Consider the following 23046-nt stretch of genomic DNA (forward strand, 5'->3'; position numbering starts at 1 on the left):
TCGTAATTTACTCTTGTTCTTGAAAGTTCAAATTAATATCAACCTGAAAATTATAGAGATAATTTTTATCTTCCGTAAAACTCGCCAACAGCAAATTATTCTTACCGCTGCCGGCCAAAGCCGTCGTTATTTTTGGCCCATTCAAATAACCCAAATGCTTGCCTTCCTTATCCAAAAACCAAATTTTGCCTTGAGGCGTTCCCAAAACCCAGCCATCAGGAATAGGCGCAGCTAAAGTCGGCACAGATTCTAACAAAATTCGCGTCACTTGATAAGGCTTTAACCGAATGCGATAAGCCGCAGGAGTGGAGCCTTTTTCAATCCCCAAAAGCGTGTAAGGTTCGTTGCCCTGAATAAGATTTTCAAACACCAGCGGCACAGCAATCGAAGTCAAATACTGACATCGCCGGTTATAAATTTTAAACACCGTTTTTTTCTTTTCCAAATCAGAAAAAACCACCGCAATATGCCGACGATCTAAAAAAAATAAATGCGATAAATTTTCAGTCTTCAGCGGCAAACTTCGCACCGGCACACCATCACCACCCTCCTGACAATCTTGCCAATTTAAAAGCGAATAAACATCTAAAACCCCATTTTTTGCCAGCGCTAACCATCGGCCCCCCGGTTCCACCGCCGCCTGATAACCATCAGACACCAACCCCACAATTTTTTGCGGCTCCCAAACACCAGCCCTCAACCAAAAAACACCCCCCGTAGTCATCACCAAACAACCACCCGCAATCACTTGTAAACCACAAACCTGCAACCCTAAATCAACCTCCCTCCGAGGAGTCGAAAAACTGTCCCAAACCCAAACAAAACTCCCCCCAGCCGCACAAATCACCGGCCCACAACAACTTAAAAAACTCGAAGCTAACCTAAGCGTTTTTCGCTGAACTTCCGGCAAAGGTTTCAAGTGCAGTAAATCCTCAGAATCACTCCCCAAAGGCACCCTTTGATATTTCAAAGATTTAACCGCCGGATCATCCAAAGCCTCACGCAAAGCCTGAGCCATTTCCGCAGCACTACTGTAACGGCGAGCCGGCAATTTTTCCAGAGACTTTTTAACAATAACTTGCAGAGACAAAGGCCAAGTTTGAGGAACCTCTACACGTTCATTTAAATGCGCCCACATCAACTTGCGTGGCATTCCCACAAAAGGCCGATTTCCCATCAGCAATTCAAACAACATAATACCCACAGCATACACATCAGAAACCGGCGAATAAAGACCATAAAAACGTTCAGGAGCCATATAAGCAGGCGTGCCCATTGCCAAATCGTGAGAAAGTTCTTGATGAACCCCAATATTTTGCTTTTTCTGCACGCGAATTGCCAGCCCAAAATCAGAAATTTTCGGAAGCCAACCGGCACTCCCCAAACTCAGCAAAATATTATCCGGCTTCATATCACAATGCACAATTCCTTGGCGATGCGTATATTCCAAACCCGACAAAATACCAATCACCAAACGCAAAGCTTCCGCCAATTTTAGCCCATTGTCTTGTTCCATCAAATTGCGAAGCGTTCCCCCCTCGCAATAATCCATCACCAAATACCTACCCGTCGCCGTATGTTCCAAAGCCAAACAGCCAACAATAGCTGGATGACGTAGCGTAATCAACGACCACAATTCACGCAAAAACTTATTCGTGGGAGAATTATGATGGCTCAGTTCTTTAAGCGCCACAATTTCGCCAGTCGGGCGAATATTCGCACAAAAAACACGCCCAAATTGACCTTGACCAATTTGAGATAAAATTCGATACTTAGAGTGCTGCTGGCCGCTAGAAGCAACCCCCTCAGCCTGCGAAGTCAAATTCTTTACCATCCCACACGCCCCAAAGATCGCTATTACCGGCAAGCCTTCGCCAAGCATCAGAGCTTTGATGCCGTTTCAGTTGAGTTGTATTAAGAGTATCACGCTTCGCCACCCCAGAGGAGAATTTGGCATCTGTGCGCCCCAAGTCTCGAAAAAACTTCCCCACACCGGCTTGTTGAATATTGCAAATTTAGTCACAATTAGCCCCAAGCGTGAAAATTTTTCTCGGCAGATATATCTTAGTATTAATACTGTTTGCTTTTCTGCCAATAGCTGCGCCCGTCCCAGCTAAGAAAAAAAACATTGCAAAAACCACCCTTTGGAAAACCACCCTCACCCCTATCAACGCGCGAAAATATGGCAAAAACAATTAGATTAGACCCCCTCGCCTTAGAGACTTCAGTTAAAACCAATTCAAACATTCTCTCCGCTTTAATCGCCAATGAACTAAACGTTTTAAAAGAATGTGGTGGGCGAGGAATGTGTGCCACTTGTCACGTTTATATTAAACAAGGAATGGACGGTTTATCACCCGTTCAACGCCGCGAACAGCGAACCCTAGAAGTCATTACCACCGCCTCCACAAACTCCCGTCTTGCTTGTCAAGCACGAGTCTTAGATGAAGGCGTCATCGTTGAAGTCCCCACCGGGATGTATATCAACGCCATTCAAGATATTAACGCCCTCATAGGACGTCGTGCAGAACAAAATCTTTTGCACCCAATCACCGGCCAAGTAGTCGTAGAAGCCGGTAAATTAATCACTCGTTCTGTGATCAGCCAACTAGAAGAAACTCGCCTCCAAGTTGGGCAATATCTCGCCCAAACCCGCGATGCTTAAACATTTTTTCCCCCTCTAGCCCGTACAAAAAAGCCAAAACTATGTTAACTCAATTTGCCCGCTTGACTGTAGCCGCCGATGGACGCTACGCCACCCCCGAAGAACTACAATTTTTAAAAGATTATTTCAAATCTTTTAATCTCCGCCTCAGCGCTTATCAAAAAATTCGCGCCGCAGAACCCGAAATTCTCCGCAAAGTTCAAGCCAAAATTCAATCCATAGATCCGACTTTATTTCATAGCGGTTCCCAAGATGTCACCAATAAATGGAAAATTGATACAGTGCGAGTTTTGCGCCACACCGCCGCCGCCTTACTCTTCAACGATAGAGACAGATTTAAAGAGCAATTTATTACCTGGTTTCAAACCATTTTAAAAGCCATGAACGTTGAGCGCAGTGCCGATCTGACTTATCAAGTTATGCTAGAAGTTATCTGCCAATATTTAACCCCAGAAGAAGCCGCCCTTTTTGTCCCCATTTGGGAACTAAACCGCATTAAAGCTTAAGTTATCAATAGTCATTTGTCATTGATCAAATGACTATTGACCATTAATTATTGACTTAACAAAAGGCTCATAATTTCCTCGTCATTTTTGCCCTCTGTTATCCAAACATCCACCGGCTTAAGGCGGTCAGCCAAACCCAAAAGAAAACGGTTTGTCTCTGCCTTTAAAGACTCGCAACTCGTTTGCACACAATGCAACTCTCTGCCCGTCAGTTGGCTAAAAAATGAACTCAAAATCCCCGCCTCTAAATGGCATACCGGACGATTAGTAGGGGGCGCATATTTCGCATAGGGAGAATGGGTAATTCTCACCTCTAAAAACCCATTTTGATAATATTTTTGTTCCAGCGCCAAACTTCCCCAGCCCAAAGTTTTCCAACACTGTTGTAAACACTGCACAAACTCCACCATTTCCATTGTCGCCAGCGGTTTCCCATAATACTCACTCACTTCTTCGGAAAACCGGCCATAAAAATTTTTACCCCACCACCGGCCACAATTAAACAACACCAGACGCGCCGCTTGGCCGGTTTCTTGTTCCAAACCCAGATACATTGCCTCAATTAAAGTTTCCGGCAAAGCAAGTAATCGATCACCCCGCCGGTTTTCCAGCAAACCTAACTCTAAATCGCCACGAATATAAGCACTTGCTGCAAAATAATTCCCAGGAATTCTACGAGACTCAAGCAAATCCGACATTGTAATCATAACAGTTTCCCACCCAAAAATTCACAAACCTACAACACCTAAAGACCTTGCCAACCACTCACCAACCTCTCATCCCATCCCCCGTCTCCGACAAGACAAGACGGCTAACAATTCTGGGAGAAGCAGTTAAAAATCACCCCTTTCTTAAACGCGAAAAGGAGTTAGGGCGCTAGGTTATTCTAACTTTAAAATACCCTGACTCCCGGCCATTTCATCCTTCTATAAGCATTGTCTTTGACTTACTTAAAAACGGCTGAAGCAACGCCAAGGCCGGCGGAGCCATCAGCGTTTTAAGCTGATTTTGCAACAATTGATAAAGTTTCGTTTCAATTTCCATTGATTGATGAGTTTGGACAAGACCTTTCAACCAATCAAGTAAATTCGTTTCTAAATATTGGGCATCATTCGTCAACATTGCCATTGCACTATAACGCAACACCAACACCCAATGCTTCAAAGACCGCTCCAAAGTTTCTTGAGGAACCTGTGGAAAAGCCGCCACCAACTGATCCGCAATCGGTTGAAAAATCTTCACCTCATTCTCTCGCAAAAATTCATAAGTTTTGAGGCTTTGAGCAATATTAATCGCATATTGTTTAAACGCCTCAATTTCTTCTGGTTTCAAGTAACGAGTTTCGGCCTCTTCTATGAGGGTTTCTATTTTTGGGTGCATCTCTTTAAAAAAAAAGGGGTAATCAGTTTAAAAGCCTCTCCCAATCGCAACTTTTTCTCGTCAGCCCCAAACTGTCTGCTATGACTTGGGCTAGGGCTTAGGAATTTATTGTGCCAAAGAGAGAATTTTTTCCTAGCCGTTTTCAAACTTCAAAAAAAGCCATTAAAACAGATCCATAAGATCCGCCAGCGTCGATTGTTTTTGGGTTTCAGCAGTTTTTACAGACACCGCCCGCAGCGGTTTTGTAGCCATTGCAACCATTGGAGTTCCCTCCCAAGGCAAAGCGCCAAAAAACTCCCGCACCGTCACCGTAAAAGGCAGCGGATCTCCGGGCTGCATTTGTTGCAACTCCACCGGCTGACCGGCCCAGTTACACTCTCCAAAAAAAGCCTCAACAGAAAGTTTTAACCAAGACGAATCCTTACCGTTTTTAACTTTCCCATTTTGACTTAAAGAACTCGAATTCATTTCAATCGCTCCCCATCCAGCAAGCGTTTTTGAATATCGCGGGCCGTTGCGCCTTCATTAAGCCAAAAAGACGCCGCATCAATGCGATCTTTATTCCCCAGCAAAAACTTACAATAAGTTTCCCCCATCGAATAACACTGAATTTCAATACAGTTTAAAGGCTTTTTCACCAAACTGCTAAAAAACCCAGAAAACAAACCCGCATAAAGAAAACAAACCGGTTTCCCCACATCTCCCAAAGTACGAGCCACCGCCGAATCAAACAAATTGATAAAAATAAACCCTTGTTTGCGGTCACTCATATCAACCTCCCACCGGCCCCAACCTTGAGCCGTAAAAGGCCACCACCAAGTTTCCAACAAAAACATCAAATTAGAATTGTGGATATCACGGTCAAATTCTTTTTCAAACCAATCTCGAAAAACCAGCGCATCACGAGTTCCCCACTGAGTGCCAATGGTGTACATAATCACGCTAGAAGCATTACCCACTTCTTCTTCCAAACCTTCTTGTAACCCAATAATAAAATCTTCACTTGTGAAGATATTTCGGCTATCATTCCAATCGGTAATAATGCCGGTAGAGTTATCCATTTGGAAAAAATCTTGAAATCCATAATGGTTATGCTTTTTAGGCCGCTTACCCTTTTGGGAGTGGCGCTCTTGAGCAGAAGCAGGTTTTATCGACGTTTCCCGGTTCGGGGCCATAGTCATATTTGGAACGCTCCTTGATGGGATCACTGGCTGTGAAAACAAAGCAATAGATATCGCTCTTTAATTTTAATCCTGATGCTTGATTTATGGTTCATTTCTTTATATCTGTGAAACAGCAGCATTTCTCGTCACGAGAAGAACCTGCTCGCTCAAGCTCTCCCCCAAGCGCGTCGTCGAACCGCCGTCTACAATATGTTATCTTTTCAGCAAAACGCGAAATTATATACAAAAATGGTTAAAAATCACGCTTGCATAGCCATAGGCATTAATCATTATCAGTGCTTCGCCCCCTTAAACTACGCGCTTCACGACGCTGAGGCACTATACAATTTTTTGGTGAGCGAAGTCAGCATTGGTGGCGAGGGCTGTGTGTTAATGACCGACTCTTCACCGGCCTATGGCGAGTCTTCCACCCATCCCAACCGCGAAAATATTCTCCAAATAATAGACATTGTTTGCCGAGAAAAACTGCAAAAAGATGATTTATTATGGTTCTTTTTTAGCGGCTATGGCGTCAGCTACCAAGGGCAAGATTATTTAATGCCAGCTTATGGCGATCCAGCAGATATCCCCGCTACCGGCATTGCCATGCAAGAGTTATTTGCCACCCTCAAAAATGCCAACTCTCAAATGGTAGCCGTCTTGTTAGATATCAACCGCGTATCAGGAATAGCAGGTTCAGAAGTTGTCGGCAAAGAAACTTTGGAACTCGCAAAACGCTATGAAATTCCGACGCTGCTTTCTTGCCAAAGTGAGCAATTTTCCCGCGAGGCGAGAACCCTACGGCATGGGTTGTTTGCAGCTTGTTTGTTGGATGGGTTGCGTTATAACCGCTGTCTTAATTTAGAAAGTTTAAGCCAGTATTTAACCCGCCGTTTGCCGGAATTATGCGAACACCATAATTTGCCGATACAAGAGCCGGTTAGTTGCATTTATCCCGATGTCAAAGGGCAGTGGTTAATCTGGCCCCAAAATCAAGTGGTGGCGGCTTCTGCGTCGCTGAATGGTTCTCGAAACAATCAGCCCTCTAATAATGGTTCGCGTCCTGTTTCTAGTGGCCCTTTGTACCGAGATGTCGGTTCTGATCAGCCTCCACTTAGCAATACTGTCCATAGCGAGTTAAAAAATACCAAACCTCTCCCCTCCCCCGTCCCCGCGTCTCCTCTTCCCCCCGTCTCAAAATCTAAAAATCCTCCCGTCTCGGTGTCTCCTCTCCTCTGGGGTGGTGCTGGGTTGTTGGTTTTGCTTTTGGGGGTGCTGGTTGGCCGGACGGCGTTTGTTTCCCCAGTACCCTCGACTGCACCGGCTCGTCCCTCTGTCGCCTCTAGGGTCGATGATCAGAAGCCTGATCCTTCTTCAGTTGAAGTTAGCGAAGCTACACCGGCTGCGGTGGCTGAAAAAACACCCAAAAATAATAATTCTCTACCATCAACAGCGGCTTCCCAAAAATTGCTCGACCAGGCCGTGCTTTTGGTGGAGCCGGTCTCAGCATCCCGGTTTAGTTATGCCATTGCTAAAGCTAGTCAAATTCCCCCAGGGGATGCTCTTTATCCAGAAGCGCAGCAAAATATTCAGCGCTGGTCCTCTGTAATTTTGGATATTGCTAAGGGTCGAGCTAAACAAGGCAATTTTTCGGGGGCCATCGCGGCGGCCAAATTGGTGCCAAAAAGTCAAGAGGCTTTAAATCAGCAGGCCCAAGCTTTGTTAGGGCAATGGCAAAGTCAGTTTCAGCTACAACAAGCCAACCAGCAACGGTTACGAGTGGCGAGCGCTTCTATCCGTCGGGGTTCGCTAGACTCCTATGTGCGGGCAATTGCTAGTGCTCGTCAAATACGGGCCGGTCAGCCAAGTTACGCCCAGGCTCAGGTTTTGATCGGCCAGTGGGGTCAGGAAATTTATAACATTGCTCTTTATCGTGCGGCGCGGGGCCGGTTGAGTTCTGCAATTGAGGCGGCTTCTTTGGTGCCAAAAGAGGCTGCCGTTTATTCTCAGGCTCAAAAATCAATTCAGCAATGGCAAAGGCGTTAAAAAGCCGCCCATTTCCATTTTCCATCTAGGCGCGGGTATGGGGACTTCTCCCCTACCCCATTGTCAATTCCTAATTTCTATTTAAGAGGAATTTCTATTTGAAACTCTCTGCCTTGTTTAGAGCGAGAAAGATAGTGGAAGTTTCCTTTGTGTTTTTCGACGATGATTTGATAGCTTATGGCTAGTCTTAAGTTGTCATTGTTTCCCTCTGGTTTGGTGGCTGCATAGATGGCATTCAAGGCTTTGTTAATTATTTCTTGCGGCAGTCCGGGGCCGTTATCGGCTATGGAAATGCGAATCCAAGGGACATCATCGCTTTTTCTTTGGTTATTTTCTGTTTGATGGGCGATTGCTTGGCTATTGATTAATTCGGTTCGGATGGTAATTTGGTTGGGATTTTCTTTAATTTCTACCAGGGTTCTTTGTCGGTCTCTTTCTTCTAAGGCTTCAATGGCGTTAGTGAGCAAGTTCATAAAGACTTGATTGAGGGAGCCAGGGTAACATTCAACTTCCGGCAAATTGCTATAGTTTTTGATAATTTGTATCCCCGGATAATCAGTTTTGGGTTTGAGCCGGTGGCTTAAAAGCATTAGGGTACTTTCTATTCCGTCGTGGATGTTAACCGGCTTCATTTCTGATTCGTCAACGCGGGAAAAAACTCTTAAAGACTGAACAATATCGCAGATCCGCTCGGCTCCGACTTTCATGGAATTTAGCAACTTTGGCAAGTCTTCAAGGATAAATTCTAAATCGATTTCTTCTTGCTTTTCGTTGATTTGGGTAGTGGCTGCCAGCGAGTTATTCACATAAAGGTTGAGCAAATCAATGAGGTCTTGGGAGTAGGTGGTGGCGTGGGAAAGGTTGCCGTAAATAAAGTTGATTGGGTTATTCATTTCGTGAGCTATACCGGCCACTAACTGCCCCAAAGTTGACATTTTTTCACTTTGAATTAATTGGGTTTGGGTTCGTTGTAGTTCTTGGATAGCTACTTCTAGTTGGTGGGCTTTTTCTCTTTCTCTGGCTTCCGATTGTTGCAAGGCTGCGTTTAATTTTGCCAGTTCTTCGGCGTTTCTCAGCACAATTGTGATGATGGCGTTTCTTAATTCGAGGGCGGCGTCTATTTCACATTCTTTCCAAGGTAATGATTTGGCTTTGACTATTTCTTTCCATAATTCAAAAGATTTACGCGGCGAAAGTCTCACTGTCCCGTCTTCTTCTATTTCTACGCTTTTGCTAGGGTTGCCGGCCCAGTGTACGGTTTGAAGGACTTCGGGCCGAAACCAGATAACATAACTATTTTGGGTGGGAGAAAATGATAGGGCTATCAGTCCGCTGCCGGTTTCTTTAAAGTCTTCTGCCGGTTTATATTCTTTGGCAAGACAGTCTGTGGCATATAACAAGTTGTGGTTAAGTTTTTTGTGCAACCACTTTGTTAAGCCTTGTAATTGTTCGGTTTGGGGGGTTTCTCCCAAGGTTTCCCATTTGTCGCCGGCTTTGATGATGGCTCCTGTGGCTCCTACAACATCTAGCAAATTGGGTTTATGTTTCAATAATCCGTCTATGTAATCTTTTTCATTGCTCATGTATTCAATTAATTTGGCATTAATTGATTTTAAGCTAATTTGATATTCGTAATCTTCATTTTGTTTTTTGGAGGCAATTTCAAAGGAAATGACTTGTCCAATAAATTCGCAGGCTTTACGAATTTCATAGGAAACGTATTTTGGAGTTTGGTGATGACAGGCTATCAATCCCCACAGTTTTTGCCCTTTTAATAGGGAAATGGACATGGATGCTCTAACACCCATATTTTGCAGATATTCTATATGCAGGGGTGAAACACTCCTCAGCACTGCGTTGCCAAGATCGAGGGGTTGATTGGTCAGGGGGTTGTAGCGAGGTATCAGTTCTACCGCCTCATAATTGACATCTGCTATTAATCTCAGCGCGTTATAAGTATAAAGTTCTCTTGCTTGTTTGGGAATGTCTGAGACAGGGTAATGCAAGCCTAAAAAGGGTGCTAGGTTTTCTTGTTTGGCTTCGGCTATGACTTCTCCGTTGTGATCTGGGTCAAATCTGTACACCATGACACGATCAAAGCCGGTTAGTTGTTGCACTTCTTTGACTGCAATTTCGCACATTTTTTGCAGGGTTGTGGCGTTTTGCAGTTTGGTGGTGGAGGATCTGACTCGATGGTAAAAGCTTAGGAAATTGTCGGTTTCTATCGCTAATTCTGGCTCTAATTCTAAGATGACTGCTCCCCCAGAACGGTGAATAATACCGTTAAATGGGGTTTTTGTTTTGTCTAGGGATACGTTGATTTTGATTGGATTAACTGTTTCTATATTTTCGTGTTCTACATAAGATTTTATCTGATTAATTTCCTCATCTTTTAGCAAAAAGCTTAACTGTTCGTTGAGCAAATCAAGACTTGGTATCCCCAAGAATTTTGCTGTGTTATTGCTGACTTGTAATATTTTTAAATCTGGTTCTTCCAACACCATCATAATGCCGTGCGGCTGGATAGTTCCGGGGAGGTGTATAGGTTCTCGGTCGCAGTTTGTTAAATCAAATTCTTCTTGTTCTCTGCTGATAGTTTCTGGTGGGTTCATATTTTTAGCTTATCCTTTTGACATCGCCAATTCACAGGTTTTTTGGCTATTACAACCTTTACATTAGTTTATTTTTACTGGGCCGAAAAGTCAAGATAAAAAGTGTTCGGGGCGTTTGTTTGCTTTGAAAAAGTACCTTGATGAACAAACTTATGCTTTGACTAGAAAAGTTTTATATTATTGCCAAAACAACTTTGCTGGTAAACCGCCTGGGTTTTCATTTTTTGGGAAAAGTTTTGTTGAAGTTGACCTCGCTCAATGCTTTTTAATAAAAGTCTTGATGGTTGAGGCTTAAATTTTTGCTTAATTATATACTTTTATGCTCCAAAAAGCAATCTTGACCGCCCCGTTCCAAAAAGACGGTGCGCTCTCTAATGATTTGCATTCAAAAGCTTGATAAACCGAATGCTATAAGTTTAAACGTGCTTTGCCCCGTTCTTGGAGACTGTGAGGGCACAATTTGGATGAGAGTGGATTGTGGGTATCTGAATACAAAATTCCGTCCCTCGATCAATTTGAGAGTGACACTCAAAACACCCGCCGTGTTTATCGACAACAATTTGCCGGCTAATAGATAAACCCATGCCGGTGCCTTTGCCGATTTCTTTGGTGGTAAAAAACGGTTCAAATATTTTAGCTCTGACTGATTCTGGCATTCCGGGGCCATTATCTGCAATTTGGATACGAACATAGGGGATACATTCGTCTGAAAAGTTGTCCGAGTTGGGATCAAGAAAACGCTGGCCGGTGACTAGAGAAGTGCGGATCGTAATTTGGCTGGGTTTAGCTTGAATATCTGCGAGTGTGCGTTGTTTGTCGTATTCATCGAGGGCGTCAATGGCGTTGCTAATGACGTTCATAAAGACTTGATTAAGCGAACCGGCATAACATTCCACCAAAGGTAAATTGCCATATTCTTTAACCAGACGAATTCCGGGGCGATCTGGCTTGATTTTGAGCCGGTGATGGAGAATCATCAGGGTGCTGTCGATGCCTTCATGGATATCAACCGGCTTCATTTGTGATTGTTCGAGGCGAGAAAAATTGCGTAATGAGAGAACAATTTGACGGATGCGATCAGCCCCGACTTGCATAGAGGAAAGCATTTTTGGCAAGTCATCGATAACAAAATCCAGTTCCATTTCTTCGATAAGTTGCTCAATTTCTGCATCCGGGTTAGGGTAACGTTGCTGATAGAGTTGCAAAAGTTCGAGCAAATTGTTGGCGTATTCAGTGGCGTGGATGAGGTTGCCGTTGATGAAGTTAACGGGGTTATTAATTTCGTGGGCAACACCGGCCACCAACTGCCCCAAACTTGACATTTTTTCGCTTTGGATAAGTTGGGTTTGAATTTGTTGTAAATTGTCTAAAGTTTCGGCGAGTTGTCGGGCGTGGGCTTTGGCAGAAGCGGCGGCGGCTTGGCTTTGTTCGTAAAGTTCTGCTTGCTGGATGGCGATGGCGGCTTGACTGGCTAATTGTTGGAGGGTATGAATTTCATAACTGTGCCAGTGGCGGGGGGCTATGCAGGAGTGAGCAATGAGTAAGCCCCACAATTGATCGTCCATATTGATCGGCACAATTAGATTGGCTTGGACGTGGAATTTTTGCAAAAATTCCCGGTGACAGGGGCTTATATTCTCCTCTTCAATGTTGTTAATTGCCCTGGTTTTTCCGCGTAAATAATCGCTGACACATTCTTGGGGGAAGCACTCGCCTTTAGTTTCTATTCCTAATACTGAGGAGCATTCGTTGGTTTTGTCTTCAAAGGTGACTTGTCCGCTGCGGTCGGATTTTAACTGATAAATCACTACTCGGTCTGCATTGAGGAGGTTTCTTACTTCTTTAACGATGGTTTGGAGGATGGTTTGGAGGTCTAGGGTGCTGCGTATTTGGTTGGTGATTTGTTTGAGGGCGTGGGTGAGTTCGAGGCTTTGTTGTAGTTGGGCGGTGCGTTCTTTTACTTGGTTTTCTAGGTTGGCGTTGAGTTGCTGTACTTCTTGATAAAGCAGGTATTGTTGAATTGCCATTGAGAAGTGATTGCCCAGGGCTTTGGCGAGTTCTAGGTCGTCAGCTTTCCAGGGGCAAGATTGGCCTTTTTTCGTTTCTCGTTTGGGTTCAAAGGTTTGTCTGGGACGTTGCGGTTTTTCGGGGGTTGGATAGTGGCCGGCCCACCATTTTTCTATTTCAATTTCGTTGCGAAAGATGCTGAGGTAGCCGATAAATTGATTGCGATAGTGCAGGGGGATGATGATCAGTCCCCTGATGGGGGTGGTTTCAAAGGCTTTGATCAGGGTTTGAAGTTCGGGCTGTTTGTAGATGTCTTTGATGGCAATTGGTTGGTTTTTTTCCTGGCTTTGAGTCCAAAAGGGGTGTTTTTCGAGGGGTTGATCGGGGGGTGTTGGTTGGTAGCCGGTGGTGAAGAGTTGGTGCGTTTCCCCGATGTAGAGTCTGCCTCCGCTGCCTTTGAGGGCGGCTTTTGTGGCTTCGAGGGCAGTTTCTAGTTGCAGGGTGGGGCTGGCGTGCAGCAGGCTGGCGATGCTGTTGATGGTTGCTTCTCTCTGTTGCTGTTGACGGGCTACTTTGAGCATCGTGGAGTGGGCGATGGCAATGGAGACTTGATCGGCGACTTGTTGAACGAGTTCCAGGTCTTCTTCAAAGATAAGCTGCGATTGGGTGTGGTGGGAGACGAGTAAACCCCACAGGTTATCGCCGTCAAAGATGGGCACGACTAGGGATGATTGAATGCCCATTGCTTGCAGGTAAGCTATGTGGCAAGGGTCTACTGGGCGGTAGTTGACGTTTGATGTGGGTATGGTGTCGCCGTTTTCGCTGCGGTTGGGTACCGACCAGGTGAGTTGTTGGGTACTGACATCAACAATGGAGCGCACTCCTCCTTTTATGAATTGTTCTCTGGCTTGGGGGGGAATGTCGGCGTCGGGGAAATGCAGTCCTACCATTGAGGGCAGTCTGCTGGTATCAACGGATTCGGCGATGACTTGGCCGCTGCCGTCTGCATGAAATTCATAGACCATTACTCGGTCGCTTTTTAGCAGCGCCCGCATTTCGCTGACTGTGGCTGCTAAGATTTCTTGCAATTCTAATGACTGCCTGATGCGGTTGGTCATGCGGTGCAGCAAAACTTCTTGGTTTAGTATTATCTGTTTTGTTTGGGGGTTTTGTAATGTATTCATTGTTGGGGATCTAAGATTTTTTGTTGGATTTAGGTGTTTGTATTTATTAAATTTTTAGGCTTTGTTGCACATCCGTAAAATTCCCTGATTTTTTATATAAATTTCCTAATAGCTCAGGAAATGTGCTTAGTCTTTAGCTTAATGTAAACTAAGGATGGCTGGCAACCGAAAGGTAAAAGATGGCTGGGGATCGCTTTGAGCGCATTTAGGACATAAAATACTGCTATTGCTTTAGTTTTTCCAGGTAGTGTGCACAGAAGCACCCAATTAACTGCCTACTGTTGTCCTAAGCGGTGGCGTATTTCTAGGCGCACGCTCATTAAAATTTTTCCCAATTGATTTTGGCCTGTTTTATCGGCTCCGCACCCCCAGTAATAATCTCTTGGGGAGTCTTCGACGATGATTTCATCACCTGTTGCTAAAAGCAAGGTTTGAATATCTCTATGGGTGAGAAATTTGGTTAAGACGGCTTCCCGCATAATATTATATTTTGTTTGTTCCCAGTCTGGACGCAAAATGCGACAGGGATCTCGTCCGAGGGCGGCGGCTTCTTGGGGAGTTGGGGCGCTGTGGATCTGGGGAATTATTGCTTCACATTGACTACCGGCAAATTTTTGGGCTTGATAGTAATGTTCTACTGTGGGCCAGTCAAGGCCGCCTAGATGTATGCCATGCGGTGAAAAGTTGGATAAATAACCGTAGGGATCGCTAACTTTATAAAAGTAAATGGTCATTTTATGCGCTGATTGGTTCTGGGGTAAAACTGTTACGTTAGTTTATTGACAGAGTTTAAGTTTTTGTCAAGTTTTTGAACTCGACGCCGATCATCGCCTGTTTGGCTGCGATAGGCATTGAAAAAACCCTCCTATAGCATGACTTATAATGGCTGGTGCTTATTTCTGCTGTTAGTAAAACTTGACGCTAGATGAGGCGGTTGGTTTGTTTGGGGCTTTGGCGGTTGATTACTTGCAAGTTTAATGCAAGGTTTTTGATAAAAATTGATTGAATGCTAATCTCTCAAAAAGGTGTGGGTGATGAAAACGGCTGGTTTTGAAAAAAGTAACCTTGGTTGGCAATTTGGACAAGTTCAGCAACAAGTGGCTGAGTGGGTGGAGTTACAGCTTTCTAAACTTAATTTCAACGGCCAAAAGCAGGCTCCGCCGGGGGAATGGCGTTTAGATTGGCTTGAGGGGTTTTTGCGGGGGATGTTTTGGGTGATTTTGGCTTTGTTGCTTGGTTGGCTGGTTTGGCTGGCTTGGCGGCTGTGGCCGATTGGTTCGCGGCGGTTGCGGGATTTGCTGAATTTTTCGCAGACACCGGCCCCTAAACCGGAGAAACCGATGCCAACGGCTGCTGAATGGCTGACTAAGGCGGCACAGTTGAGGCGGGAAGGTGATTTTGGTTTGGCGGCCCGGTGTCTTTATTTGGCAATGTTACAGCGCTTGAATGACTCTGGTAGGGTTAAGAGCCAAGCGAGCTTAACGGATGGGGAATACCGGCAGTTGTTGAGGGGATTTTCGGGCCGGCAAGGTTGTGAGGTTTTACTTTCGACGCATGAGGCGCAATGTTTTGGGGAAATGCCGATAACGGCGGAGGATTTTGAACGGTGTCAGGAGGCTTTTGGGGAAATTGAAAAGCTATAGGGTTTATAGAAGATGAGTTTTTAATATTTTGGAGGATATAATAATATGAGATTTTCTAATCGGCGAATTTGGTTTTTTTTAGCGCTTGCTGTGGTGCTAATGGTGTTGCTGACGCTGTTAGTAGCACCGGCTAATAATCGTTTAACTGTGGGTTCAACGTATGGGCGTTCTCCTGATGGTTATGGGGCTTGGTATGCCTATATGCAAGAGCAGGGGGTGCCGGTGGTTCGCTGGCAAAAATCTTTTGCGGAGTTGGCGAACAGTCAGCCAGAAAATATTACTTTATTGCGGGTAAATTCGGGGTTAAGTTCGGGCCGGTTGAGTTCTCAAGAAATAGACTGGCTACGGTTAGGAAATAGGCTGGTTGTTTTGGGAATTCGTCAACCAGTTACGGAAGCTAAGTTTAGTTCTATTTTGAAAGCGGATGTGGGAGGGGTGAAAATAGAAACTTCTCGCCGGTTAAACCTGGGTGATATGAAACAAGAAAAAAGTTTATTGGATGATAGGTTTGGCAGTACGGTTTGGCAAAAAACAATTGATAAAGGGTTGGTAATTAATTCTGTTACTCCCCATTTAGGGGCGAATGCTTATCAAGATGAAACGGGTAATTATGAGTTTTTGGCGCAATTGGTAAGAGAAAAAAATCAGCGGATTTTTGTTGATGAATATATGCACGGTTATCGAGATAAAACAGCCCAGACTGAAAAATCAACAGATGATGTTTTTAGTTATCTGTTAAGAAGCCCTGTTTTCATGGCAATTTTACAAGGATTAGTTGTGGTTTTGATTTGGATTTTAGCTGAACGCCGGCGTTTTGGAAAAGCCCAAAGTTTAGTGGTGCCGGTTGTGGATAATAGCGAGGCATATATCCGGGCGACGGCTGGGGTTTTAGAAAAGGCTGAAATGACGGATTTTGTGATGGAAATGCTGGCGAAAGAGGAACAGTTGGAATTCCAAAAAAAGCTGGGTTTGGGGTCAGAATTGCTGCCGCCAAATGTGCTAGTTTCGGCTTGGGTGAGTCAAACCGGCAGGCCGGCTTCGGAGTTGAGTTCTTTGCTGGCAATGAATGCGAAAAAAGCGAAGTTTTCTAAAACTAATTTAAAAAAATGGCTGGAAAAATGGCAAAGGGTGCGGGCAGGGTTATTTCAGGGGTAATTGTGGTGTAGGATAGAATTAACTTTGCCTGCTAAAAAGCTGGTTAATGGTGGAATAAGAAAAAAATTTAGGAATTATGGGGGGTATAAAATATGGCTCAAAGTAATCAAGCATTTACAAATATCCGTCAAGCTGTCAATCAAATTATTGTGGGGCAGCCGGTGTTGATTGAGCAGTTAATTGTGGCTTTGTTGGCGGGGGGTCATGTAATTTTGGAGGGGGTACCGGGGACGGGTAAGACTCTTTTGGCGCAGGTGTTGGCGCGTTTAATTCAAGCGGATTTTCGCAGGATTCAATTAACGCCAGATATTTTGCCGGCGGATATTTTGGGGACGAATATTTTTGATTTGAATACTCGCAGTTTTACGCTGAAAAAGGGGCCGATTTTTACGCAAATTTTGCTGGCGGATGAAATTAATCGAACTCCGCCAAAAACTCAGGCGGCTTTGTTGGAGGCGATGGAAGAACAGCAGGTTACTTTGGATGGGGAAAGTTTGCCGTTACCGCCGTTATTTTGGGTGATGGCTACGCAAAATTCTTTGGAGTTTGAGGGAACTTATCCGCTTCCAGAGGCGCAGTTAGATCGGTTTTTGTTTAAGTTGGTGGTGGATTATCCAGAGGCAAAAGCTGAAAAGCAAATGTTGTTGAATAGCCAGGGTAATTCGACTTCGCGGCGGCTGGATTTAGCGAAGCTTAAACCTATTGCAAATGTTGAGCAGGTTTTGCAGGCGCGTCAGGAAGTCAGAGCGATAAAAATTGCTGATAATGTTGTAGATTATGTGTTAAATTTGGTGCAAAAGTCTCGCAAGCATCCAGATTTGGCTTTGGGGGCTTCTCCTCGTTCTGGTGTGGCTTGGTTGCAGGCTTCTAAGGCTTATGCGTGGTTAAATAATCGGGAGTTTGTGACGCCGGATGATGTTAAGGCGGTAGCGGTTCCTTTGTTGCGTCACAGGCTAATTTTGAAGGCGGAATCAATGTTAGATGGGGTGCAAATTGAGGGGGTTGTGAAGGGGTTATTAAATGGGGTGTCGGTGCCCAGATAATTAGAGGAAAAGCGCTAAATTTAAGTTAAAACCGGGTAATACGTTTTCTCCTGATAATTCTGTGGGAAGATTTCGTATTTCTATTTCTTTTTGGGGCCGGTAAATTTCTACTTGCTGTTGTTGGGGATTAATTAACCACGCCAATTGTACACCGGCCTCTATATATTCTTGCATTTTTTCTCTGAGTATTTTTAGGCTGTCGGTTTCTGACCTTAATTCCATCACAAAATCGGGTGCAATGGGGGGAAATTTGCGTTTTTGTTCTGGTGGAAGTGCTTCCCAACGTTCGCGTTTAATCCATGAGGCATCGGGAGAACGATCTGCACCATTTGGTAACTTAAATACGGTGGAAGAACTGAAGGTATAACCGAGTTTTGTCTGCCGGTTCCAATTTCCTAAATCGATAATTAATTCTGATTCACGATTGCCACTTTCTCCTCCGACTGGTGACATAATAATTAATTCTCCTTTGCTATTTCTTTCAAACTTTAATTCATGGTTGTTTTGACACAGTTCGTAAAACTGTTCATCTGTGAGACGAACGGTATCTAGGTTTAATGTTAAAGGAGTTGCCAACATATCCTTAACCTCAATGCTTGTCAAAATTATATCATGTCACATAAAAAGCCGGTTACTTAACAAATCAGCTTTTCGGCTATAATAAATAGCAAGAAAAATTTTTTATCACATAGCCCAGATAACTAGAGGAAAAGGGATAAATTTAAGTTAAAGTCTGGTAATACGTTTTCTCCTGATAATTCTGTGGGAAGATTTCGTATTTCTATTTCTTTTTCGGGCCGGTAAATTTCTACTTGCTGCTGTTGGGGATTAATTAACCACGCCAATTGTACACCGGCCTCTATATATTCTTGCATTTTTTCTCTGAGTATTTTTAGGCTGTCGGTTTCTGACCTTAATTCCATCACAAAATCGGGTGCAATAGGGGGAAATTTGCGTTTTTGTTCGGGCGGTAGTGCTTCCCAACGTTCGCGTTTAATCCATGAAGCATCGGGAGAACGATCTGCACCATTTGGTAACTTAAATACGGTGGAAGAACTGAAGGTATAACCGAGTTTTGTCTGCCGGTTCCATATTTCCAAATCCGTCATTAATTGTACTTCACGATTGCCACTTTCTCCTCCGACTGGTGACATAATAATTAATTCTCCTTTGCTGTTTCTTTCAAACTTTAATTCATGGTTGTTTTGACACAGTTCGTAAAACTGTTCATCTGTGAGACGAACGCTATCTAGGTTTAATGTTAAAGGAGTTGCCAACATATCCTTAACCTCAATGCTTGTCAAAATTATATCATGTCACATAAAAAGCCGGTTTGTTAAAGAAAGCCGGTTTTGATAAACCAAAAAACAAGCTATAATAAACAGCAATAAACCTTTTTTATCAAATAGCCCTTATGATTCCCTCCCAACGTGGTTATTTACTCCTCATTTTAGGCATACTAATTGCGCCGGTATTAGCTTTAGTTTTTAATCAGCAAATCAGCCTTATTGCCACATTAATTTACGATGCCGTTATTTTACTTTTCATCTTTTTAGATAGCTGGCAAGTGCGAAAACACCGCGCCGAAATAACCCGCCAACCTTTAAACCGGCTTTCTATAGGCAGAGAAAACCCAGTTTTATTATTTGTCAAATCTGGAATAAAAGCAATTAATTTACAAATTCGTGATAATTATCCCCCAGAATTTGAAGTGATTAACCCCATTCTCAAAACCTCTTTACCTGCCAACAATTCCACAGAATTAACATACAATGTTAAACCCTCTCAAAGAGGTGAGTATGAGTGGGGAGATATTCAAGTACGACAATTAGGAAACTGGGGTTTAGCATGGCATCAATGGAAAATTCCAGCAAGTTTTAAAGTAGCAGTTTACCCGGATTTAATCGGATTAAGAGCCTTAACAATTCGCTTAACATTGTTAGGAGCCGGTACGATGACACAAGCCCGGAAATTTGGCACCGGCACCGAATTTGCCGAATTACGAGAATATAATAGTGGCGATGATCTGCGTTTAATTGATTGGAAAGCAACAGCACGCCGACTTGCCGCACCTAGCAAAATGCCCCTGCAAATAAGAGTATTAGAACCCGAACAAGAACAAACATTAATGATCTTATTAGATCGGGGCCGGTTAATGACAGCCCAAGTACAAGGTTTAAAAAGATTTGATTGGGGATTAAATGCCGCCTTATCGCTGGCAATGGCAGGTTTAAATCGAGGAGATAAAGTTGGAGTAACGGTATTTGATCGTAATATCGCTGCCTCGATACCCCCAGAACGCGGACAATCCCACTTTAACAAAATTTTGGAACGTTTAACCCCCCTTCAGCCGGTGTTATTAGAGCCGGATTATGTGGGCGCTGTCACAACTTTTGTGAAACAACAAAATCGCCGGTCTTTGGTTGTCTTAATTACCGATATTGTAGACAGTACCGCCTCAGCAGAATTACTCGCCGCCTTGGTGCGTTTAAAGCCGCGTTATTTGCCGTTCTGCGTGACTTTGCGAGACCCCCAAGTAGATCACATTGCCCACAATTTTACGGCAAATATTCACGAAAGTTATGGCCGCGCCGTTGCCTTAGATTTGTTAGCACAGCGTCAGGTAGCCTTTGCAAAATTAAAGCAAAAAGGTGTCTTAGTTTTGGATGCACCGGCCAACTTAATCAGCGATCAATTAGTAGAAAGATATCTGCAACTCAAAGCAAAAAATCAATTGTAGGGTGGGCTTAGCGTCGAAGTCATAAACCGGGTTTCTTAGTGCGGCTTTTGTTGATAATTTATATTTCTGAGAAACCCATTTTCTTTGCATCAGGCCGGCGCAAACAATAACTCACCAAACCCACAAACAAACTCACCCCAAGCAAATATTTAAGAGGTTCAGGAATAACCGGCGAAGGAGAAATAAACCCCTCAATAATTCCCGCCACAAACAACATCGGCACAATTCCAAACACAAGTTGCGCCGCCTGATAACCATAAAATTTCAAAGAATCACCCAAACGAAACTTGCCAGGAAGCAAAAGCCCCCGCGCAATTAATAAACCCGCACCCCCAGCAAAAAAAATAGCCGGTAACTCCAAAGATCCATGAGGAAAAACAAACGCCCAAAACGGATAAGCTAAATTATTTTGCCCTACCAAAGTCGCCACTGCCCCTATCAGCAACCCGTTAAAAAATAAAATAAAAATTGTATAAATGCCCGCCGTAATTCCCCCCGCAACCGCTCGAAATGCCACCCCAATATTATTGACCATAATACTACTAGAAGCCACCGGCTCTATCCCAATAATCGACCCCATCCATAACTCCCCCCGGTCTCTCACTTGAGATATCATTGACTCAGGCACCATTAGCGGCATAAACCCCGGATCATTCCACGCATACCACCAAGCAATCAACACCCCCAACAAAAAAATCCCCGTTGCAATCGCCGTATAAGCCCATGTTTGCCTAACAATCGCCGGAAAACCCCACAAATAAAACTCCCGTACTGCTTGCCACTCTTGCCGGCGCGAACCCTGGTAAATTTGACTATAACTCCGTGAGGTGAGAGCCTGCAAATCTCTCACAATTGTCTCACCCACTTGATTCGTCCGTGCCCGCGCCAAATCTGCCGAAACAGAACGATATAAACTCGCCATTTCCTGAATTTCGGCAGCTTGTAGAGATTTAATTCCCTTTTTTTCTACCCGACTCAACAGCCCATCTAAACGCTTCCAGTTTGCTTCCCGCCGTGAAATCCAGCGCTGAATATTCATAAAATTTTCTTAAAAATTTCCCCACCATTATGCCAAACGTAGCTTAAGATAGCCACAAAGCCAAAAACTTATTTAAGAAAAGGATATTAACTCATGTCAAAACTCAACCCTCAAAGCCCCAGCCAACCCCTTAGTATTGGCAATGTTGTCAGTACAGGAGTTCGCTTGTATCGTTCTCATCTCAAAGATTACTTAAAACTCTCTGCTATAGCCAATTTATGGGGCTTGGCTCCCTTTTTGGTAATATTTGCCTTAGCGGCGGTAATGATACCAATGGGTGCTGGTCTGAATCTTTTATTAGTGAGTCCCATTGGCATCGGATTACTCATATTTGCCTTCGCAAAATACTACGGATATTCCGCCGTAATAGCCCGGTTAGCATTTGCCGAAATGGCCGGCCAACCAGAAACTGTAAAAATGGCATCTGACAAAATTTTACCCCGTCAATGGTCATTTACAGGACTCGCTTTTCTTGTCGGGCTTTACATAGTTTTACTTTATATCGGGTTAGCTTTTGTAGGAGCATTAGCAACCGGTCTCCTAACAGTAATTTTAGGAGCGGTTATAGGACGACAATTCCTTGCTATAGTTAGTGGCCTGTTAGTATTTGTTTTGGTTCTATCGATTATTTTTGGATTAATTTGGTTCTTTTCTCGTTGGTTTGTAGCAGAAATGCCCCTTGCTGTAGAAGAAGGAATGACCGTTAATCGCAGCCTATCTCGAAGCTGGGAATTAACCAATAAATCTGTTTTGCGAATTCAAGCTATCGTCTTTATAGCCTTTTTAGTCACCCTTCCCCTACTATTAATCACCACCTATGTACCTAGTTTCTTTGTAGGAACCTTTGACCCCCAAACTTCAATTTATTGGATTGCCTACGCTTTTTCTATGATTAGAAGTATCATTGGCAGCGCATTAGTATTACCCTTTTGGCAAACAACCAAAGCCGTTTTATACTACGATCTCCGCAGCCGCAAAGAAGGTTTAGGTTTAAAATTACGCGACCACAATATTTAACAACTCGCCTTAAACCTCATGCGATTTTTTAACCGAATCACTCTGCAAACTCCCGAAAGCGTAGAACTCGAATTTACCCTAGGCGGTATTGGCAATCGCACCCTCGCCTTACTCATTGATTATTTTCTGTGGATTCTCACGCTTTTAATCTTATTCTTCATTTGGATCGTTTTTTCCTATCAATTCATCGATCTGATCAGCCAAGTCGTAAGTATCAATAAAATACAACAGTGGTTAACCGCCATTTATATCGTCTTCAATTTTGCTGTTTACGTCGGCTATTTTGTCTTTTTTGAAACCCTCTGGCAAGGGCAAACCCCCGGCAAACGCATCACCAAAATCCGCGTTATTCGAGATGATGGGCGCAGTGTTGGCTTACCTCAAGCCGCCCTCCGCTCCCTCCTGCGTCCCATTGACGATATATTATTTATCGGAATGTTGTTAATTATCTTCACACCACGAGAAAAACGCCTCGGAGACTTTCTCGCCGGCACCGTTGTAGTCTGCGAAGAAACCACCACAAAATCCGCCGATTTTCCTATATCTGAACCGGCCCAAAATCTCGCCCCAAAATTAATAGAAGTTGCCAATATTTCCGCCCTCTTACCCGATGATTTTGCCATCCTTCGGGAATATTTACAACGGCGAAAAAAAATGAAACCCCAAGCCAAAGACGAATTAAGCCGGCAACTCGCAGCCCAAGTTAAAACAATCATTTCCCTTGAAAAAGTCCCCGACAAAGTAAGCGCCGAACAATTCCTAGAAGCCGTCTATCTCGCCTATCAACAACAGTAGCCCACCAACTCTGAATTGAAAAGACAAAAACCCGGTAACTCTCTATGAAAC

General features: G+C 43.9%; 21 protein-coding genes. 9 read left to right on the forward strand and 12 right to left on the reverse strand.

Annotated elements, in window-relative coordinates:
• Positions 1 to 7 precede the first annotated feature (7 nt).
• A complete protein-coding gene (locus NG798_RS12510; RefSeq protein ID WP_261223035.1) occupies positions 8 to 1834 on the reverse strand; it encodes a serine/threonine-protein kinase in 1827 nt (608 codons plus the stop codon).
• On the reverse strand, positions 1806 to 1991 hold the full coding sequence (locus NG798_RS12515) for a hypothetical protein (RefSeq protein WP_261223037.1): 186 nt from the start codon (positions 1989 to 1991) through the stop codon (positions 1806 to 1808). Before NG798_RS12515 ends, NG798_RS12510 begins: the two co-directional genes overlap by 29 nt.
• Positions 1992 to 2182: 191 nt before the next feature.
• Between NG798_RS12515 and NG798_RS12520 the strand changes: the two genes are divergently transcribed.
• Entirely contained in the window at positions 2183 to 2665 is a 483-nt protein-coding gene (locus NG798_RS12520) for a 2Fe-2S iron-sulfur cluster-binding protein (protein WP_261223040.1), read from the forward strand.
• Between the two features lie 41 nt (positions 2666 to 2706).
• Positions 2707 to 3171, forward strand: coding sequence for a phycobilisome protein (locus tag NG798_RS12525; RefSeq protein ID WP_261223042.1), 465 nt, complete (start codon positions 2707 to 2709; stop codon positions 3169 to 3171).
• A 47-nt stretch (positions 3172 to 3218) separates the two neighbouring features.
• On the opposite strand, the gene NG798_RS12530 is transcribed toward NG798_RS12525, so the two are convergent.
• The 4 genes from NG798_RS12530 to NG798_RS12545 all read right to left on the reverse strand — a co-directional run bounded on the left by NG798_RS12530 (position 3219) and on the right by NG798_RS12545 (position 5726).
• Positions 3219 to 3878, reverse strand: a complete 660-nt coding sequence (locus tag NG798_RS12530) for a V4R domain-containing protein (RefSeq protein WP_261223043.1) — start codon at positions 3876 to 3878, stop codon at positions 3219 to 3221.
• Positions 3879 to 4089: 211 nt separating this feature from the next.
• Positions 4090 to 4551, reverse strand: a complete 462-nt coding sequence (locus NG798_RS12535; RefSeq protein ID WP_261223053.1) for a phycobilisome protein — start codon at positions 4549 to 4551, stop codon at positions 4090 to 4092.
• A gap of 162 nt (positions 4552 to 4713) precedes the next feature.
• A complete protein-coding gene (locus tag NG798_RS12540; protein ID WP_261223055.1) occupies positions 4714 to 5019 on the reverse strand; it encodes a hypothetical protein in 306 nt (101 codons plus the stop codon).
• Positions 5016 to 5726 carry a V4R domain-containing protein gene (locus NG798_RS12545; RefSeq protein ID WP_375338961.1) on the reverse strand — a complete coding sequence of 237 codons (711 nt, stop codon included), beginning with the start codon at positions 5724 to 5726 and terminating at the stop codon, positions 5016 to 5018. The genes NG798_RS12540 and NG798_RS12545 overlap by 4 nt, the downstream gene beginning before the upstream one ends.
• A 237-nt stretch (positions 5727 to 5963) precedes the next feature.
• Here NG798_RS12545 and NG798_RS12550 point away from each other — a divergent pair, with 237 nt between their 5' ends.
• Positions 5964 to 7760 carry a caspase family protein gene (locus NG798_RS12550; RefSeq protein ID WP_261223057.1) on the forward strand — a complete coding sequence of 599 codons (1797 nt, stop codon included), beginning with the start codon at positions 5964 to 5966 and terminating at the stop codon, positions 7758 to 7760.
• A 77-nt stretch (positions 7761 to 7837) separates the two neighbouring features.
• Here the strand turns inward: NG798_RS12550 and NG798_RS12555 are convergent, their stop codons facing one another.
• The 3 genes from NG798_RS12555 to NG798_RS12565 all read right to left on the reverse strand — a co-directional run bounded on the left by NG798_RS12555 (position 7838) and on the right by NG798_RS12565 (position 14297).
• Entirely contained in the window at positions 7838 to 10372 is a 2535-nt protein-coding gene (locus NG798_RS12555) for a GAF domain-containing protein (protein WP_261223059.1), read from the reverse strand.
• Positions 10373 to 10788: 416 nt separating this feature from the next.
• Entirely contained in the window at positions 10789 to 13563 is a 2775-nt protein-coding gene (locus tag NG798_RS12560) for a GAF domain-containing protein (protein ID WP_261223061.1), read from the reverse strand.
• A gap of 275 nt (positions 13564 to 13838) precedes the next feature.
• A complete protein-coding gene (locus NG798_RS12565; RefSeq protein ID WP_261223063.1) occupies positions 13839 to 14297 on the reverse strand; it encodes an NADAR family protein in 459 nt (152 codons plus the stop codon).
• 300 nt (positions 14298 to 14597) lie between these two features.
• Here NG798_RS12565 and NG798_RS12570 point away from each other — a divergent pair, with 300 nt between their 5' ends.
• The 3 genes from NG798_RS12570 (at position 14598) to NG798_RS12580 (ending at position 17404) form a co-directional block, all read left to right on the forward strand.
• Positions 14598 to 15206, forward strand: coding sequence for a DUF4129 domain-containing protein (locus tag NG798_RS12570; protein WP_261223065.1), 609 nt, complete (start codon positions 14598 to 14600; stop codon positions 15204 to 15206).
• A gap of 45 nt (positions 15207 to 15251) precedes the next feature.
• Positions 15252 to 16361, forward strand: a complete 1110-nt coding sequence (locus NG798_RS12575; protein WP_261223067.1) for a DUF4350 domain-containing protein — start codon at positions 15252 to 15254, stop codon at positions 16359 to 16361.
• A 92-nt stretch (positions 16362 to 16453) separates the two neighbouring features.
• A complete protein-coding gene (locus NG798_RS12580) occupies positions 16454 to 17404 on the forward strand; it encodes a MoxR family ATPase (RefSeq protein ID WP_261223069.1) in 951 nt (316 codons plus the stop codon).
• Here the strand turns inward: NG798_RS12580 and NG798_RS12585 are convergent, their stop codons facing one another.
• Both NG798_RS12585 and NG798_RS12590 read right to left on the reverse strand, forming a co-directional pair.
• Entirely contained in the window at positions 17405 to 17983 is a 579-nt protein-coding gene (locus tag NG798_RS12585) for a Uma2 family endonuclease (RefSeq protein WP_261223071.1), read from the reverse strand.
• Positions 17984 to 18105: 122 nt separating this feature from the next.
• Positions 18106 to 18684 (reverse strand): Uma2 family endonuclease, encoded by a 579-nt coding sequence (locus tag NG798_RS12590; protein WP_261223073.1) that lies wholly within the window; start codon positions 18682 to 18684, stop codon positions 18106 to 18108.
• A 134-nt stretch (positions 18685 to 18818) separates the two neighbouring features.
• Here NG798_RS12590 and NG798_RS12595 point away from each other — a divergent pair, with 134 nt between their 5' ends.
• Positions 18819 to 20144 carry a DUF58 domain-containing protein gene (locus NG798_RS12595; RefSeq protein ID WP_261223087.1) on the forward strand — a complete coding sequence of 442 codons (1326 nt, stop codon included), beginning with the start codon at positions 18819 to 18821 and terminating at the stop codon, positions 20142 to 20144.
• A 58-nt stretch (positions 20145 to 20202) separates the two neighbouring features.
• Here the strand turns inward: NG798_RS12595 and NG798_RS12600 are convergent, their stop codons facing one another.
• Positions 20203 to 21183, reverse strand: a complete 981-nt coding sequence (locus NG798_RS12600) for a stage II sporulation protein M (protein ID WP_261223088.1) — start codon at positions 21181 to 21183, stop codon at positions 20203 to 20205.
• A gap of 93 nt (positions 21184 to 21276) precedes the next feature.
• Here NG798_RS12600 and NG798_RS12605 point away from each other — a divergent pair, with 93 nt between their 5' ends.
• Both NG798_RS12605 and NG798_RS12610 read left to right on the forward strand, forming a co-directional pair.
• On the forward strand, positions 21277 to 22200 hold the full coding sequence (locus NG798_RS12605) for a hypothetical protein (RefSeq protein WP_261223090.1): 924 nt from the start codon (positions 21277 to 21279) through the stop codon (positions 22198 to 22200).
• Between the two features lie 18 nt (positions 22201 to 22218).
• Complete coding sequence (locus NG798_RS12610; protein WP_261223092.1) at positions 22219 to 22995, forward strand: RDD family protein; 777 nt, start codon at positions 22219 to 22221, stop codon at positions 22993 to 22995.
• The last annotated feature ends 51 nt before the right edge of the window (positions 22996 to 23046 follow it).

The sequence above is a fragment of the Ancylothrix sp. D3o genome, from assembly GCF_025370775.1.
GTDB lineage: Bacteria > Cyanobacteriota > Cyanobacteriia > Cyanobacteriales > Oscillatoriaceae > Ancylothrix.